This is a genomic window from Butyrivibrio sp. MB2005 (assembly GCF_000424285.1).
In the GTDB taxonomy this organism is placed as follows: domain Bacteria; phylum Bacillota; class Clostridia; order Lachnospirales; family Lachnospiraceae; genus Butyrivibrio.
Genome location: NZ_AUJP01000005.1, coordinates 22,334 through 37,909, shown reverse-complemented (window position 1 = coordinate 37,909; position 15,576 = coordinate 22,334). Strand labels below are relative to the sequence as shown.

Annotated in this window: 11 protein-coding genes; all 11 read right to left on the bottom strand. The window is 41.1% G+C overall.

The window, feature by feature from the left end; translation table 11 throughout:
- Nucleotides 1–9: 9 nt before the first annotated feature.
- Nucleotides 10–1,146 carry an FtsW/RodA/SpoVE family cell cycle protein gene (locus tag G610_RS0102655; protein ID WP_026523544.1) on the bottom strand — a complete coding sequence of 379 codons (1,137 nt, stop codon included), beginning with the start codon at nucleotides 1,144–1,146 and terminating at the stop codon, nucleotides 10–12.
- A complete protein-coding gene (locus G610_RS0102650; RefSeq protein ID WP_026523543.1) occupies nucleotides 1,136–3,994 on the bottom strand; it encodes a penicillin-binding transpeptidase domain-containing protein in 2,859 nt (952 codons plus the stop codon). Before G610_RS0102650 ends, G610_RS0102655 begins: the two co-directional genes overlap by 11 nt.
- Nucleotides 3,987–4,505: a rod shape-determining protein MreD gene (mreD, locus tag G610_RS0102645; RefSeq protein WP_026523542.1), complete on the bottom strand. Its 519-nt coding sequence runs from the start codon at nucleotides 4,503–4,505 to the stop codon at nucleotides 3,987–3,989. Before mreD ends, G610_RS0102650 begins: the two co-directional genes overlap by 8 nt.
- Nucleotides 4,505–5,371, bottom strand: a complete 867-nt coding sequence (gene mreC, locus G610_RS0102640) for a rod shape-determining protein MreC (RefSeq protein ID WP_081667164.1) — start codon at nucleotides 5,369–5,371, stop codon at nucleotides 4,505–4,507. The genes mreD and mreC overlap by 1 nt, the downstream gene beginning before the upstream one ends.
- The gene (gene mreB / locus G610_RS0102635) at nucleotides 5,372–6,379 is read right to left on the bottom strand and encodes a rod shape-determining protein (protein ID WP_026494691.1); all 1,008 of its coding nucleotides are present in this window, start codon (nucleotides 6,377–6,379) and stop codon (nucleotides 5,372–5,374) included. It abuts the gene before it with no gap.
- Nucleotides 6,380–6,390: 11 nt separating this feature from the next.
- Complete coding sequence (gene radC, locus G610_RS0102630) at nucleotides 6,391–7,113, bottom strand: RadC family protein (RefSeq protein ID WP_026523540.1); 723 nt, start codon at nucleotides 7,111–7,113, stop codon at nucleotides 6,391–6,393.
- 87 nt (nucleotides 7,114–7,200) lie between these two features.
- Complete coding sequence (locus tag G610_RS0102625; RefSeq protein ID WP_026523539.1) at nucleotides 7,201–8,475, bottom strand: methionine gamma-lyase family protein; 1,275 nt, start codon at nucleotides 8,473–8,475, stop codon at nucleotides 7,201–7,203.
- Nucleotides 8,472–9,437, bottom strand: a complete 966-nt coding sequence (miaA, locus tag G610_RS0102620) for a tRNA (adenosine(37)-N6)-dimethylallyltransferase MiaA (protein WP_026523538.1) — start codon at nucleotides 9,435–9,437, stop codon at nucleotides 8,472–8,474. The genes G610_RS0102625 and miaA overlap by 4 nt, the downstream gene beginning before the upstream one ends.
- Nucleotides 9,438–9,440: 3 nt before the next feature.
- Nucleotides 9,441–11,375: a DNA mismatch repair endonuclease MutL gene (gene mutL, locus G610_RS0102615; protein ID WP_026523537.1), complete on the bottom strand. Its 1,935-nt coding sequence runs from the start codon at nucleotides 11,373–11,375 to the stop codon at nucleotides 9,441–9,443.
- A 36-nt stretch (nucleotides 11,376–11,411) separates the two neighbouring features.
- Nucleotides 11,412–14,054: a DNA mismatch repair protein MutS gene (gene mutS / locus G610_RS0102610; protein WP_026523536.1), complete on the bottom strand. Its 2,643-nt coding sequence runs from the start codon at nucleotides 14,052–14,054 to the stop codon at nucleotides 11,412–11,414.
- A 53-nt stretch (nucleotides 14,055–14,107) separates the two neighbouring features.
- Nucleotides 14,108–15,550: a tRNA (N6-isopentenyl adenosine(37)-C2)-methylthiotransferase MiaB gene (miaB, locus tag G610_RS0102605; RefSeq protein ID WP_026523535.1), complete on the bottom strand. Its 1,443-nt coding sequence runs from the start codon at nucleotides 15,548–15,550 to the stop codon at nucleotides 14,108–14,110.
- Nucleotides 15,551–15,576 lie beyond the last annotated feature (26 nt).

Genomic DNA, 15,576 nt, shown 5'->3' with positions numbered 1-15,576 from the left:
TCCCAAAACTTAATAGTATTTTTTACCCTGAAGTCTTACATTCAGAACAAATCCCATGCCGGCATAACACATTACAAGGGATGTAAGTCCGGAACTGACAAACGGAAGCGGAATTCCGGTATTAGGCATAACTCCCGTTACAACTCCGATATTAAGAAATCCCTGGAATCCGATCCACGCACCCATACCTGCTGCGATCAGCATTCCATTAAGATCCTTTGCCCTGCCTGCAACAGCAAAGCATTCTATTGCGATAAGTAAAATCAGTACAACCACCACGCAGGATCCGATAAATCCAAATTCCTCACCTACTACAGTGAAAATAAAGTCAGTTCTTGACTCGGAAATGAAACCACCATTAAGAACAGAACTGATCTCATTGGTATTATAGCCCTTGCCAAGAAGCTGTCCCGATCCGATAGCCATCATTGAGTTGAGCGTCTGATAAGCGTCACTGTTGGCATAATCCTCAGGATGAAGCCATGCCAGAATACGCCTCTGCTGGTATTCCTTCAAAATAAAGCACTTATCTGATAACGCATCCAAAACTACCAGTATGGCACTTGGTACTACAACCGCAACTACTGTGATTACAAGCTTCCAGTTAATACCTGCAACAAACATTATAGTACCGATAATTACAGTAAGCATGATTGTCGTTGATAGATCCGGCTGCTTATAGACCATAAGAAGTGGCGGTGCCATAAGTAAAAGACAAAATATGACAAAGCGAAAGGTTTTAACCTTGTCCTTATGTCTCATTATGAACTGTGAAAAAAATAAAATCAATAAGATTTTCGACGCTTCGGAAGGCTGAAACTGCACTCCCGCAATGGTTATCCAACGGGTCGCACCATTTACTGAATTACTCATTCCAGTAAATACAAGTGCCAGCAAAAGGATATTCATAGCGTAGAAAACTATATAAAATTTACTTATAAATGAGTAATCCAGAATTGATATAAAGATCATCATCATAAGGCCTATGACCATACCAACTATCTGCTTACTTTTTCCGCCGGGATCGGCACTTCCGATAGCCATAAGGCCCACTATCGTAAGTCCGACTACCATCAAAACCAGCTTAAAATCGTAGTCCAGTATTCTATAGCTTTTTAATTTTTCCCAAAATGTCTCAGTCCGCATTTGCTTCACCGCCTTGTAATTCATTAGCTGTGCCGCTTACAATCTCATCACTTTCAGTAAGTCCAAAGTAATACTGTATTGCTTCTTTGGTTATCTGTGCTGCATAACTGGATGTATAACCATAAGCTATTCTCGTAGCTATGGCTATCTGAGGGCTCTCATAGGGAGCATAACATACAAAAAGTGCATGGTTTGCTCTCTTTTTAGACTCCTCGGCAGTTCCTGTCTTACCTGCAACATGAACAGCTACATCATCATAATATGTCTTATCCTCTACCACCTGTCTCATACCCTGATGAATAGCATTCCAGTAAGAAGTATCCATATCGATATGATTTCTGACTGTGGCTCCGTTTTCTTCAAGAAGATTACCGTCAGAATCAGAGGTCTTCTTAACAAGGGTCAGATTATAGCAGGTACCACTGTTTGCTACAGCTGTAACATATCTTGCAAGGCCGATTGTGGTATATGAGTTGGTACCCTGACCAATAGCTGAACGAACCGCATCCATATCTGATACGATGGGGTCAGATTCTGTAATCTCTATACCTGTGGTTTCTGAAAGGCCGTACATATCGGCATATTTCGCAAGTTTTTTAAGACCTGTATCAGGATAATATGTACCATTTACAAGACCAAGTCTGTAACCTACTTCAAAGAAAAATGCGTTACAGGAATTCCTGATACCGCCTGTAACATTAAGGGATCCGTGAGCACTTGGATAAATCCAGCAGTGTGCTGCCTGATCCAACTTATCGAAAACACCGGTACAGGTAATAGTTTCGGAAGGATCAATTACTCCTTCCAACAATCCTGCTGTCGAGGAAACCATTTTGTAGGTTGATCCGGGCGCAGTTCTCTGCATGGTTGCATAGTTAAGAAGAGGCGCTGACTGGTCACTTCGTAGCTTAGCATAATATGCAGCATCTACACCGTTTGCCATCTTATTGTTGTCATAACCGGGATAAGATACAAGGGCCAGCACATCTCCGTTATTCACATCAGTAATTACCATTGATCCGGTACAGGGATCAAGCGCAAGCTGAGCAGGTGTAATATCCAGATTGGATATGCGGTTTATCATAAATGTATAAGCTGACTCAGCACCTGAAATCCAAAGTGAATGCTCTTCCTCTGAAAGTTCAACAGCACCCTGCTCAAGCAGCATATTGCATACTGTAGTGCCGCTTATGACATCATCTGCAAGCATATACTTGTAGAACTTCTTGTTGAATTCATCATCTTCTTCAAGATCATTAAATACATAATCAACGATTGTGTTGAAAATCTCGTCTGAATCTACATATCTGCTCTCAAGATCGAGAATACTTACATCAATCCAGTTAGAAGCTATACAGTATCTGATGTATTCAGATAGTGAAATAGTCTCATCCTTAGTCCATGCAATATAAGTAGCATCCTCTTTATCGACCTTATCGGAATTGATAACGCCGTTAGAATAAAGCTTGGATGCAATATAACTCATATATACCTGATACTCCTTGGTGAGCTGATCATAAGGAGTATGGGTTTCAAGAAGCTCTGTGCGAAGACTGTTTCTGACGTTTTCCTTTTTCTCAAGGAATCTTACCTGAACTGCCTTCTCATTATCTCCGGCTTCATCGGAAGCCATGTGCTTTAAATCGATTACATGATTGTCAAAAAGCGCAAAATAAACATCATAGATAGGGATTATGATATCACTGGCCTTCTGATTCTCTCCAAGTGTATAGGACTTGATATTCTGAATCTTGGAAATAAGAATTCCTGCCAGGGACTGCTCAATAATGTTGTAACAGGCTTCCTGAAGATCCTTATCGATTGTAAGATATACATCATTTCCGGCCTTTGAATCAATGTAACTGCTTGTCTCGATTACCTTACCTGTATTATCAACGTATACAGTCTCACTTCCCTTGGTACCCTGAAGTACTGATTCCATAGACTGCTCAATACCGGATTTACCTACAGTATCGTTTGATCGGTAATTGGGGTTGGTTTTCTGTAGCTCTTCAAGCTCAGTATCTGAAATCTTACCGGTATATCCAATTATCTGTGAAAAATAAGGCGCATCAACATACACTCTCGCTGTATCCTCTTCTATCGAGATACCTTCAAGGGTGTCGGAATTCTCCATAATATCCGCAACAGTCTTCTCACATACACTTGTTGCAATTGTTGTATCAAGGTACTTCTGATAACTGTTAGAGCTCATCTTGTATCTGACAGTAAGCACCTTTAAAAGCCTGTCCTTGGAATATCCAAGTCCCGGGACAAAGCTCTTTTTATTGTTTGGATCTGACAATCCGCCTATGGAAAACTTCTCGCAAAGATCGTCAACTACTTCCTGAGCAGTCTTGGTACGTTCCTCATATTTAAGGTCATTTATTGAAGAACGTCCGTAAACATCCGCAAGGAAACGAAGAAGTGCATTTCCTTCTATGGCAAATTCAAAGTTATTGGCTGAGTTAAGTGAAATATTAAAGTCAGTGTCAACCACATCACCGTTTTTCTCAACGATATCAATAACCTTTTCAACAGTCTCGTTCAGGGCCTTGTTTTTTCCTGAACCTGACTCGAATACGTCCTCAATGGTAACGGAATTGGAAAGCTCGTTGTATGCAAGAAGCTTGCCGTTTCTGTCATAGATATTTCCTCTTGTTGCAGCAATGGATTTTTCCTTCATGATCTTTAACTGGAAGGTATCCAGATATTTCTCACCGTTGATGATCTGCAGGTAAAAAAGCCTGTAAACAAGACCGGAAGATGCAAGGATCAAAAGCGCAGCCACAATGACAAGCCTTGACGTTATGAAATTTATTACGACTTCTTTTATCTTACTAAACAAATTTCTTAGCACTCCTCTGTTCGTAATCCTCAATACGTGTATTCATCGAGTTGAGAATCGGATAGATAAAAATAGCTGCCAGTGCGGTATAAACAACCTCAGGTATAATGACGTGTATCATATAATAATCCAGATCGAACTTGTTTCTGAACATGAAAAGAAGCACATAGCAGATAAATCCGTAGATAAAATCGGATGTCACTATGAGCACAAGAGGCAAAAGGATGTGCTCAGGATAGAAAATCTTATTGAACTTACCTATGATAAAGCCAATGTACATAAAGATAAGGGCATAGAATCCCAGATATGAACCAAAGAAAATATCAACCAGAATACCGCAAAAAAAACCTACCATCATACCGCTCTTATCGCCTCTCATGAAGGCATAAGAAGAAGTAAGAATCATCAGCAGGTTAGGTACGATTCCGCCGAAATCGATATATCGAAACAGCGTGGTCTGCAATATGAAACTGATTATTATGGAAAAAAACGTAAAAACAAATCGTCTCATTATTCTCCGGTCTTCTTTAACTGCATAATAACAAGGACTTCATCCATGTACTCAAAATCTACTACAGGAGTGATCCTTCCTGATTTGGTAAGGTTATTGGAGTCCTCTTCTATTGTTGAAATATATCCGATCAAAATTCCGGGTAAATACTTATCACTGATATTGGATGTTACGACCTTATCACCTACAGTAACCTTGTCAGCCTCGTCCACAAGCTTGGAAAAAGCAATCTGTCCCTCGTTGTACAGCTCAAGATCACCTGTGGCAATCAGGTTCTCTGATGCAGAAAGTACTGTGGCACTTACTGAAGAATTGTCAGCGATAATGGTCTGAACCTTGGCCCAGTCAGGACCTGCATCTGTGATTCTGCCCACAAGTCCGCCGCCAGCGATTACATTCATATCTACCACTACGCCGTTATCCGTTCCCTTGTCGATAACAAAGGAATGATACCAGTTACCTGCATCCTTGGCGATAATTCTCGCACCGATCTTCTTGTAATCAGAATACTGATTATCAAGGCTATAAAGCTCACGAAGCTTTGTAAGCTCATACTTATCCTGTTCAAGCCCAGTATTCTCATTGGTAAGCTCATCAACTTTTTGTCTGAGGGCAGCATTCTCATCCTGCAGAGCCTTGATGCTTGCAAGATTATCTGAAAGGCCTTTTATATATGTGCTTACAGTGGTAATACCCTTCTGCATGGGAATTACAAAGGTTGCTGCTACAGAATTAACAGAACCGTTGAAAACACTGGTATTAAAAGTGATGGCAATAAGACCGGTACATAAAATTGTTAAAATAAAGAGGAGATATTTACTTGGAAGTGTAAATTTATCTCCCCCTCTTTTAATGACAGGACTCATTTATACATCCTCTTCAACCGAATATGCGAGATTCTTATACTGATCGTCCTTAATAATCTTAGAAAGTCCAAGTGCAACTGAACCGATAGGGTTCTCGGCAAGGTTTACATTAAGACCTACGCCGTTTGAAAGTCTCTGTGCAAGGTGGCAAACCTGTGATGCACCACCTGTAAGATAGAGACCATGTTTGTAGATATCGGCAGCAAGTTCCGGAGGAGTACGCTCAAGAGTAGCCTTGATGTTATCAAGAATCTGATCAAAGTACTCAATAAGTGACTGATCAATAAGATCTGTAGGAATTGAACGCTCAACAGGAAGACCTGTAACGATATCTCTACCGTAAACAACGGCATCCTTTCCTGCCTTCTCAAGATCCTTAAGAGACATCTTGATATTCTCGGCGGTCTTCTCGCCGATAAGAAGTGAAAACTCCTTACGGATAACGCCTCTGATGGCATCATCGAATTTCTTACCGCCAACCTTAATAAGCTTACTGATAACGATACCCTTAAGTGAAAGGATGGAAATCTCAGTTGTGTCATAACCAACGTTAACAACGAGAACACCCTGTGAATTCATAACGTCAACGCCCATTCCAAGACCGTCTGCAACAGGCTTTTTAACCATCATGATCTTCTTGGCCTTAACGCCTGACTCTCTGATAAGATCATGGAATGCTCTTCTCTCAACCTCTGTAACATCCTTAGGAACTGCGATATAGAAATCCAAAGGCTTAAGAGCGCCCTTCATCTCATCTGTGATGAAAAGCTTAACAAGGTTCTTCATATGCTCGATATCTGCGATAACACCGTTGCTAAGAGGATATGAAATCTTTATATTGCTGGGTGCCTTCTCGTACATATCATAAGCAGAATTACCATAAGCAAGAAGTGATGTCTTATTCTCTACAGCGATAAGATTCTTCTCAACTGTAATGGAATCTGTAGCCTTGTTATAAATTTTGATATTGCTGGTTCCAAGATCAATTCCGAATGTGTTGTTGCCCAAAACTAAGCCTCCTAAATATTTTCTAATAAATGTTGTTCTAAATAACTGTAATATCGATGATCTCCGATGATTATGTGATCCTGCAGCTTGATATCAAGCATGCTTCCGGCTTCATAAATCTGTCTGGTCATCTCGTCATCTGCGCTGCTGGGAATGGGATCCCCTGAAGGATGATTATGCAAAAGAACTATATACACAGCCTTGTTTTTCAGCGCACTTAAAAATATCTCTCTTGGAGATACCGAAGCATTCTTGACGGTTCCCACGGAAATGACTTCATCTCCGATAAATGCCATCTGGTGATTAAAAAAAGCTACAATCACATGCTCCTTATCCTTGTGACACATGGATTCCATATAATAATCCGCAATCATTGCAGGAGATTTGAACTCTAAAAGCTGAAGCGATCTGCATCTTGCTATACGATTGGATAGCTCTGCGATGCATTTAATTTTAATAGCTTTCACATCTCCGATTCCGGGGACTGATTTTATCTCATCAAGGGATAAATAGTGAATCCCGGAAAGACCCTCGGAATACTTCTCTCCTTTTTTTAGAAGAAGGGCTCCCATCTGTGTCGGTGTCAGAGTACTTGTCCCTGTTCTAAGTATGATAGCCAAAAGCTCAGCATCCGTAAGTGCCTCAGCTCCGAATCTACTGAATCTCTCATAAGGAAGTGTCTCCTTATAGGACTCGTTCTCCATTAGTCTGTTTTTTGTTTTATTCTGTTCCATGCCAGTACCATTCTGCTTCTCCGGGCAAATAATACTTAAATGAAATCAGACCTCAGAAAATTATAGCATATTTTCTATTAAATAGAATCACAATTTTACGAGGTTTTTCTCATGCATAACAGCAAGGGTCTTCATAATGCCGTATTTTACATGCTGCCATGTAAGGCCACCCTGGAAATATACTGAATAGGGCTCTCTTAAGGGGCCATCAGCTGAAAGCTCAATTGAGCTTCCGGATACGAATGCACCTGCAGCCATGATAACCTGTGAATCATATCCGGGCATATCCCATGGCTCAGGTGTAACGTATGAATCAACAGGAGCTGCCGCCTGAATTCCTTCGCAAAAAGCTATTAAAAGCTCAGGCTTTCCAAAGGTGATGGCCTGAATAATATCAAAGCGCTCTTCTGTACTGTTCGGTAATACAGAGAATCCAAGGGATTCGTATATGTTAGCAGCAAAAATTGCGCCCATAAGTGCATTGGCTGTAACATTCGGTGCGAGGAAAAGTCCCTGATAAAACTGAGGAAGTATTCCAAGTGAAGCCCCCACCTCTTTTCCAAGTCCGGGAGAGGTAAGTCTGTATGCTGCGTTTTCAATGCATTCCTTTTTACCTGCAATATATCCCCCTATGGGAGCAAGGCCGCCTCCGGGATTCTTTATAAGAGATCCCACAACCATATCTGCACCCACATCTGTAGGCTCTATAGTCTCTACAAACTCGCCGTAGCAGTTATCTACCATGCAGATGATATCGCTCTTTTTGCTTTTAATGAATGCGATAAGCTCGCCAATCTTCTGGGTAGAAAGTGTTGGTCTTGTCTGATATCCCTTACTTCTCTGGATAGTTACAAGCTTAGTTCTCTCGTTGATCGCTTTTTCTATATTTTCATAATCAAAGCCGCCATCAGGTAAAAGATCAACCTGTGAATAGGTTACTCCGTATTCTGCAAGGGATCCCTTGGACGGTCTGATGCCGATAACCTCTTCAAGTGTGTCATAGGGCTTACCTACAGGGGATAAAAGCTCATCTCCCGGGCGAAGATTACTCATAAGTGCAAGAGCCAGGGCGTGTGTTCCGCAGGTGATCTGAGGTCTTACCAGAGCATCCTCAGTATGGAAAATTGCAGCATAAACCTCTTCAAGCTTATCTCTTCCCATATCGTTGTAGCCATAGCCTGTTGTTCCAAGAAGGCAGGCCTCTGATACTTTACAATCCTGCATTGCTTTTAAAACTTTCGCCTGATTGTAATCGGACACCTCTCTTATTTTCGCAAATCTGGGTTCCAATGATTTCCAGATTTTATCACAATAGTCATAAACTTCAGAGCTTATACCCATGCTCTCATACATTTTTTTCATTCTAAATTACTCCATCTATCCTTAATCATATTGACGATAGCATCAAGCACTAAATCGTCATCTCTTCCGTATTCCTTTTTATCAATAAAGGTTACGGTCTTTTCTCTTCTAAACCAGGTGAGCTGCCTCTTTGCAAAATGCCTGGTATTTTTCTTTAGAAGATCTATGGCTTCATCAAGACTGATCTCACCGTCAAGATACGAGATCATCTCTCTGTAGCCAAGGGCCTGCATTGATGTGGCATCTCTTTTGATGTTCTGTGCCATGATGCCTCTAACCTCATCCACAAGGCCTTCTTCCACCATCTTATCTATTCTTTTCTCGATCCTGTCATATAGCACATCTCTGTCATCAGTAAGAACAAAATAGAAAAAATCGTAGGGCGATTCGTTCTGTCTCTGTTCCTTATTGTGCTCAGACATCTTCTCCCCGGTGTCCTTATAAAAAGACAGGGCTCTTATTACTCTTTTAACATTATTCTCATGAAGATCCTTGGTGTATTCAGGATCAATACTTACAAGTTCTTCATAGAGTTTATGTACTCCCTCGGGAGTCTTGGCAATTTCTTCAAGCTCCTTCCTATAGGCAGATGACTCATCGCTGCTCTCGGGAACTTCGAAATCCACATCATAAAGTACGGACTGAATATAAAAACCTGTTCCACCCACAAGAATCGGTATTTTACCACGAGATATTATATCTTCAATGATGTCCTTTGCTCGCCTTTTAAATTCAAAGGCATTAAAATCCTCAGAAGGGTCCAGGATATCTATCATGTGGTGCTTTACTCCCTGCATTTTTTCAGGAGTTATCTTATCCGTACCAATATCCATTCCTTTATAGACCTGCATGGAATCGGCAGAGATTATCTCTCCGCCGATTCTTTTTGCAAGTCCTATTGATATTTTTGTTTTGCCAACCGCAGTTGGGCCTGTAAGAATTATTAGCTTTTCTTTTCCCATATCTTAGTCAACAATTCGTTTAAACTTCTTCTCTATTTCGTATTTACTCATAGAGATAATTGTAGGTCTGCCGTGAGGGCAATTGTAAGGATTATCAAGAGTCATAAGTTCATCAAGAAGCTCTTCCATCTCAAGCCTTGACATTTTCATGTTTCCTTTTACAGAAGCCTTACATGCCATACTGGCTATCTTATAATTAATGATATCCGGCTTTCTGTCAAGATTTGTATCATTTGATATCTCATCCAAGACGCTTATGAACATCTCTTTTTCGTTTTCGCAGCCGTAGAGATCAACCGGCACTTCTCTTATGGCATAATCATTGCCTCCAAAGGGCTCAATATTAAAGCCAAGCTTTTCAAAGGAAGTATGATATTTTTGGAAAACATCAATTTCCTTAGAGGTAAGCGTCACTATGATAGGCGGATTTATAAGCTGCGAAGCAGTATTTTTCTCTTCATATCGCTTGATCATGCGCTCATAGTTAACCTTCTCATGAGCTGCATGCTGATCAACAATGAACATCTTATCCTTGAAAACAGCGATCCAATAGGTATCAAAGATCTGACCAAGAATCTCAATATCATTCCTGTTCTTTTTTGAGATTACTTTTTCATCAAAAAGATCAAGCTGGATGCCTTTCTCAACGATTACCGCATCAGAATTCTTAATGATGGGGCCCTGGGCTTTTTCATCCCCTGACTTTGGAGGTGTGTGATCGCCAAATACCCTGGTCCATACAGGAGACTTCATATTGTCCTCAATAATTACAGGGGCAGGCGAAATACCTTCTGCAAAAACAGGCTCACTCTCTTTAAGCTTCTTATCTTCAGTAAGTCTGCTGTTTTCAAAGGGCTCAGGAATCTTCTTTTCAGGAACAGGTGCTACAACAGGCTTAGGCGCAGCTTTCATCTCTTCCTTTTCATCACGAAGAACTTCTGGAATCATCTCATGATTATGAAGTGTCCTTGCTACATTTCTCCTTATAAACTCATAAACCGCCGCCTGATTGGCGAATCTTATTTCCATCTTGGAGGGATGCACGTTTACATCCACATCTGCAGTATTCATTGAAATATGCACCACGCAAAAAGGGAATTTGTGCTGCATAAGATACTCTTTATAGCCCTCTTCGAGAGCCTTGGACACTATCTTATCTTTAACATATCTGCCGTTTACGAAATATATCTCAAAGTTCCTATTTGATCTGTTAAGTGAAGGTTCTCCGAGATAACCCTCTATGGTATATCCATCCTCATGAACCTGAATGGGCACAAGGCACATGGAAATATCCCTTCCGTAAATTCTGTAAATGAGCTCTTTCAGATCGCCGTTTCCGGATGTTGTAAACCTGTCATCCTTATTGTTTATGTAATGGAAGGATATTGAAGGATTATCAAGAGCAAGATGCTCCATAAGGTCTCCTACATAAGAGCCTTCCGTCTGGGGTGTCTTCAGGAATTTTTTTCTGGCAGGTGTATTGTAGAAAAGCTCTCTTACGATTATCGTCGTTCCTGTGGGCGCTCCGATATCTTCCATGGATTCTTCGATTCCGCCGTTTATCACATACCTTGTTCCCACCAGTTCATCAGCTGTTTTCGTGATAAGCTCCACCTTGGAAACAGCAGAAATACTTGATAAAGCCTCACCTCTAAATCCAAGAGACTTAAGAACATAGAGATCCTCAATGCTCATAAGCTTACTTGTGGCATGTCTCTTAAAAGCATTCCTTATCTCGGATTTCTCAATGCCGCAGCCGTTATCGGTAACTCTGAGCATTGTGGTTCCGCCGTCATGTATTTCTACTGTAATTGAAGTTGCACCGGAATCAATGGCATTTTCAACAAGCTCCTTGATGACACTTAAAGGTCTCTCAACCACTTCACCCGCAGCAATCTGATCTATAGTATTTGGATCAAGCTCCTGGATCTTCGCCATCCCTTCTCCTCCCCGGCAAAAGCCGAAATCAAATTATTACAGCTTCCATCTGTTGTTTAGCTGGTTCTGCAATTTGTATAAAGTATTGAGTGCATCCATAGGTGTGAGATTCGAAATATCAATCTCCTGAAGTTCTTTAATAACGTCTTCATCCTTGACTGTGTCAAAGAGGCTCATCTGAGAGAGGTCTACCTGATCGTAATGCTTAACAGTATTTTTCCTGTCGCTCTTATGATTAACCTCAATCCCCTGTATTTTCTCAGTGATATCGTTATCTGTAAGCTCCTCTGCTATGGCCTTTGCTCTGTCTATTACCATATCGGGAATGCCGGCAAGTCTTGCTACCTGAATACCGTAGCTCTTGTCAGCGCCGCCCTTAATTATCTTGTGAAGAAAAACAATATCGTCGCCTTTTTCTTTAACAGCTATGCAGTAGTTGTTGACGTTATCGATTTTTCCTTCAAGCTCAGTAAGCTCATGATAATGGGTTGCAAAAAGTGTTCTTGCTCCAAGCAGTTTTCTGTTACTTATGTGTTCAATAACTGCCCATGCTATTGAAAGGCCGTCGTAGGTAGAGGTTCCTCTTCCAATCTCATCAAGGATGAGTAGGGATTTAGAGGTGGCATTTCTCAAAATATTGGCAACCTCATTCATCTCCACCATGAAGGTACTCTGTCCGCTTCCAAGATCGTCGGAAGCTCCCACTCTTGTAAATATTCTGTCCACAACGCCGATGTTTGCTGAATCTGCAGGAACATAGCTTCCAATCTGAGCCATAAGCACGATCAGGGCTGTCTGTCTCATGAAAGTGGACTTACCTGCCATGTTGGGACCTGTGATAATAGCAACTGCGTGCTTTTTATCATCAAGGAAGGTATCATTTGAAATGAACATATCTGTTCTGTCAAGCATCTGCTCTATAACAGGATGTCTTCCTCCCTGAATCTTAAGAACGCTCTTATCATTAAGCGAAGGCTTTACGTAATGGTTCTTCTCAGCAACGTATGCAAGGGAACAATATACGTCAAGAAGCGCAATATTTCTGGCTGTTCTCTGTATTCTCTCAATCTCTAAGGAAATTGAATCCCTGATCTTACAGAACATCTCGTACTCAAGATTATTAAGCTTATCCTGGGCATTAAGTATTGTATCTTCAAGTTCCTTAAGCTCAGGTGTGGTATATCTTTCGCAGTTTGTAAGGGTCTGCTTTCTTATAAAGTAGTCAGGCACCTTATCCTTAAAGGAATTGGTAACCTCAAAGGAATAACCAAATACATTGCTGTACTTTATTCTGATGGTCTTGATGTCGGTCTTCTCACGCTCTTTTGCTTCAAGATCGGAAAGCCACTGCTTACCCTTGGTGCTGGCGTCTCTGAAATGATCAATATCAGGATCAAAGCCGTCCTTTATAATGCCACCATCCTTTATGGCAAGAGGCGGTTCCTCAATAATAGCCTTATCTATAAGCTCGAAAATATCAGAAAGGGCATCTATCTGAGAATTCACCTCATCAAGAGATACGATATCCTTCAAATCCTCAAGAACTATCTTAATGGCAGGAAGCATTTTTACTGAATTCCTGAATGCAAGAAGGTCTCTGGGGCTGGCTGTATGATAATTAATCTTAGCCATGAGACGTTCCATATCATAGATAGGTCCAAGGTATTCTCTAAGCTCATCCCTTGCTATAGTATTCTTTACAAGAGCTTCGACAGCTGACTGTCTCTTAAGGATATCCGATACCTCAATAAGCGGCTGCTCGATAAAGCTTCTAAGTGTTCTCGCACCCATGGCAGTCTTAGTCTTATCAAGAACCCATAAAAGAGTACCCTTTTTCTGCTTATCGCGAAGAGTCTCTATCAGCTCCAGGTTCCTTCTGGTAGAAGAATCCAGAAGCATATACTTACTTGTAAGATATGGATAGATATGAATTATATTAGACAATCCATCCTTTTGAAGCTCCGTAAGATATTTAATTACAGCACCGGCTGCCAGAACTCCGCAAGGGAAATCTGTAATTCCAAGACCTGCAAGTGATGAAACCTTAAAATGCTTAAGAAGAGCCTGCTTACCTGTATCCTCATCAAAATATCTGGGATCCATGGGATTAACCACTACCCCGGCTCTGTCCCTGATATTGTCTATATCTATTCCGCTTACCAAAAATGCATCGTTACAGATAAGCTCAGAAGGCTGAAACTTATTGATCTCATCAATGATCTCTTTAATGGTATCAACCTCTGTAAGTAAAAAGTCGCCGGTGGTAACATCGGCAACAGAGATTCCTGTCTTTTCATCAGAATAGAATACGCCCATGAGATAATTATTTCTGGTCTCATCAAGGGCCTGCATATTAAGGTTGGTTCCGGGAGTCACGATTCTTGTGACATCTCTTTTTACTATTCCCTTAGCTTCCTTGGGATCTTCGAGCTGCTCACAGATAGCGACCTTGTAGCCTCTTCCCACAAGCTTTGACAGGTAGGAATCCACAGCATGATGAGGAACTCCGCACATGGGAGCTCTCTCTTCAAGTCCGCAGGCCTTTCCTGTCAGTGTGAGTTCAAGTTCCTTGGACACAACCTTCGCATCATCGAAGAACATTTCATAGAAGTCACCAAGCCTGTAAAAGAGGATGCAATCCTTGTAGTCTTCCTTGGTCTTTATGTAGTTTTGCATCATGGGGCTTAGTTTTTCAAAATCTATATCCAAAGTAGTTTATCTCCATATCCGCATTATTTTATCAATGTGCCCATATAGTAAAAACCGTGGCACTCATCAAGCTTAACATCAACAAATTCACCAATAAGTGATTTGTCAGCAGGGAAATGTACCAGAGTGTTATTGGACATTCTTCCTGTAACAAGTGAAGGATCCTGCTCGTTCACTTCTTCAACAAGTACTCTGTGGGTCTGGCCTGTGAATCTTGATGCACGCTTTTTGGCTGTCTCCTGAACAACCTTAAGAAGTCTGTCGAAGTTGGGCTTACTAACAGACTCAGGAACCTGTTCCATAGAGGCAGCAGGTGTTCCTGTTCTCTTGGAATAAATAAAAGTAAAAGCATTGTCAAATTCTGCTTTTCTTACTACATCGATGGTCTCATCAACATCGCTGTCAGTCTCGCCGGGGAAGCCTACGATGATATCTGTTGTAAGAGATACATCGGGAATCTGTGCCTTAATCTTATCAACAAGAGCAAGATAGCTTTCCTTGGTGTAGCGTCTGTTCATCTTGTTAAGAATCTCATCAGAGCCTGACTGCAAAGGAAGGTGAATATGCCTTGCAACCTTCTCATTTTCAGCGATCACTTTAATAAGATCATCTGATAAATCCTTAGGGTGTGAAGTCATAAATCTCACACGCTCTATTCCATCAACCTTGCACACTTCATTTAAAAGCTCTGCAAAGCTCATCTTATCCTCTTTGGGAAGTCCTCTTCCATAGGAGTTGACGTTCTGGCCAAGAAGCATGATCTCTTTTACGCCATCAGCTGCAAGATACTCAATTTCTCTGATTATATCCTTAGGATTCCTTGATCTTTCGCGGCCTCTTACATAAGGCACGATACAGTAGGTGCAGAAATTATTGCAGCCAAACATAATATTGATACCGGACTTGAAGGGATACTTTCTAACGATAGGAAGATCCTCAACGATCTGATCTGTATCCTTCCAGATATCAATAATCATTCTGTCAGATTCAAACATTGTGCAGATAAGCTCTGCAAACTTAAAGATATTATGTGTTCCGAATATAAGGTCCACATGGCGATAGCTCTTCTGAATCTTCTCAATCGCGCCCTGCTCCTGCATCATGCAGCCGCAAAGAGCAATCTTCATCCAGGGCTTTTTCTTTTTGATACCTGATACGTAGCCAAGTCTTCCAAATACTCTCTGATCAGCATTATCTCTGACAGTACAGGTATTGTAGATGACAAAATCAGCATCCTCTGACTCAGTCTGCTCATATCCGATTTTAGTAAGAATACCGATAAGCTTCTCGGAATCTCTGGCATTCATCTGACAGCCAAAGGTAACGACGCAGGCTGTAGGCTTTCTGCCAAGCTCTTTTTCAAGATCCTTTACATACCCTTCAGCCTTCTCCATATAGGAAAACTGCTTTTTGGTCTCTTCCCCTGCATTTTCTGTAATAACGCTGTGTAATACTTTCTCACTCATTAAATTCAAATAACTCCATCTAAAAA

What these genes read in the sequence shown, in the direction of transcription:
- G610_RS0102655 (WP_026523544.1), bottom strand. Translation starts at nt 1,146, where the DNA reads ATGCGGACTGAGACATTTTGGGAAAAATTAAAAAGCTATAGAATACTG.
- mreD (WP_026523542.1), bottom strand. Translation starts at nt 4,505, where the DNA reads ATGAGACGATTTGTTTTTACGTTTTTTTCCATAATAATCAGTTTCATA.
- mreC (WP_081667164.1), bottom strand. Translation starts at nt 5,371, where the DNA reads ATGAGTCCTGTCATTAAAAGAGGGGGAGATAAATTTACACTTCCAAGT.
- radC (WP_026523540.1), bottom strand. Translation starts at nt 7,113, where the DNA reads ATGGAACAGAATAAAACAAAAAACAGACTAATGGAGAACGAGTCCTAT.
- G610_RS0102625 (WP_026523539.1), bottom strand. Translation starts at nt 8,475, where the DNA reads ATGAAAAAAATGTATGAGAGCATGGGTATAAGCTCTGAAGTTTATGAC.
- miaA (WP_026523538.1), bottom strand. Translation starts at nt 9,437, where the DNA reads ATGGGAAAAGAAAAGCTAATAATTCTTACAGGCCCAACTGCGGTTGGC.
- mutL (WP_026523537.1), bottom strand. Translation starts at nt 11,375, where the DNA reads ATGGCGAAGATCCAGGAGCTTGATCCAAATACTATAGATCAGATTGCT.
- mutS (WP_026523536.1), bottom strand. Translation starts at nt 14,054, where the DNA reads ATGATGCAAAACTACATAAAGACCAAGGAAGACTACAAGGATTGCATC.
- miaB (WP_026523535.1), bottom strand. Translation starts at nt 15,550, where the DNA reads ATGAGTGAGAAAGTATTACACAGCGTTATTACAGAAAATGCAGGGGAA.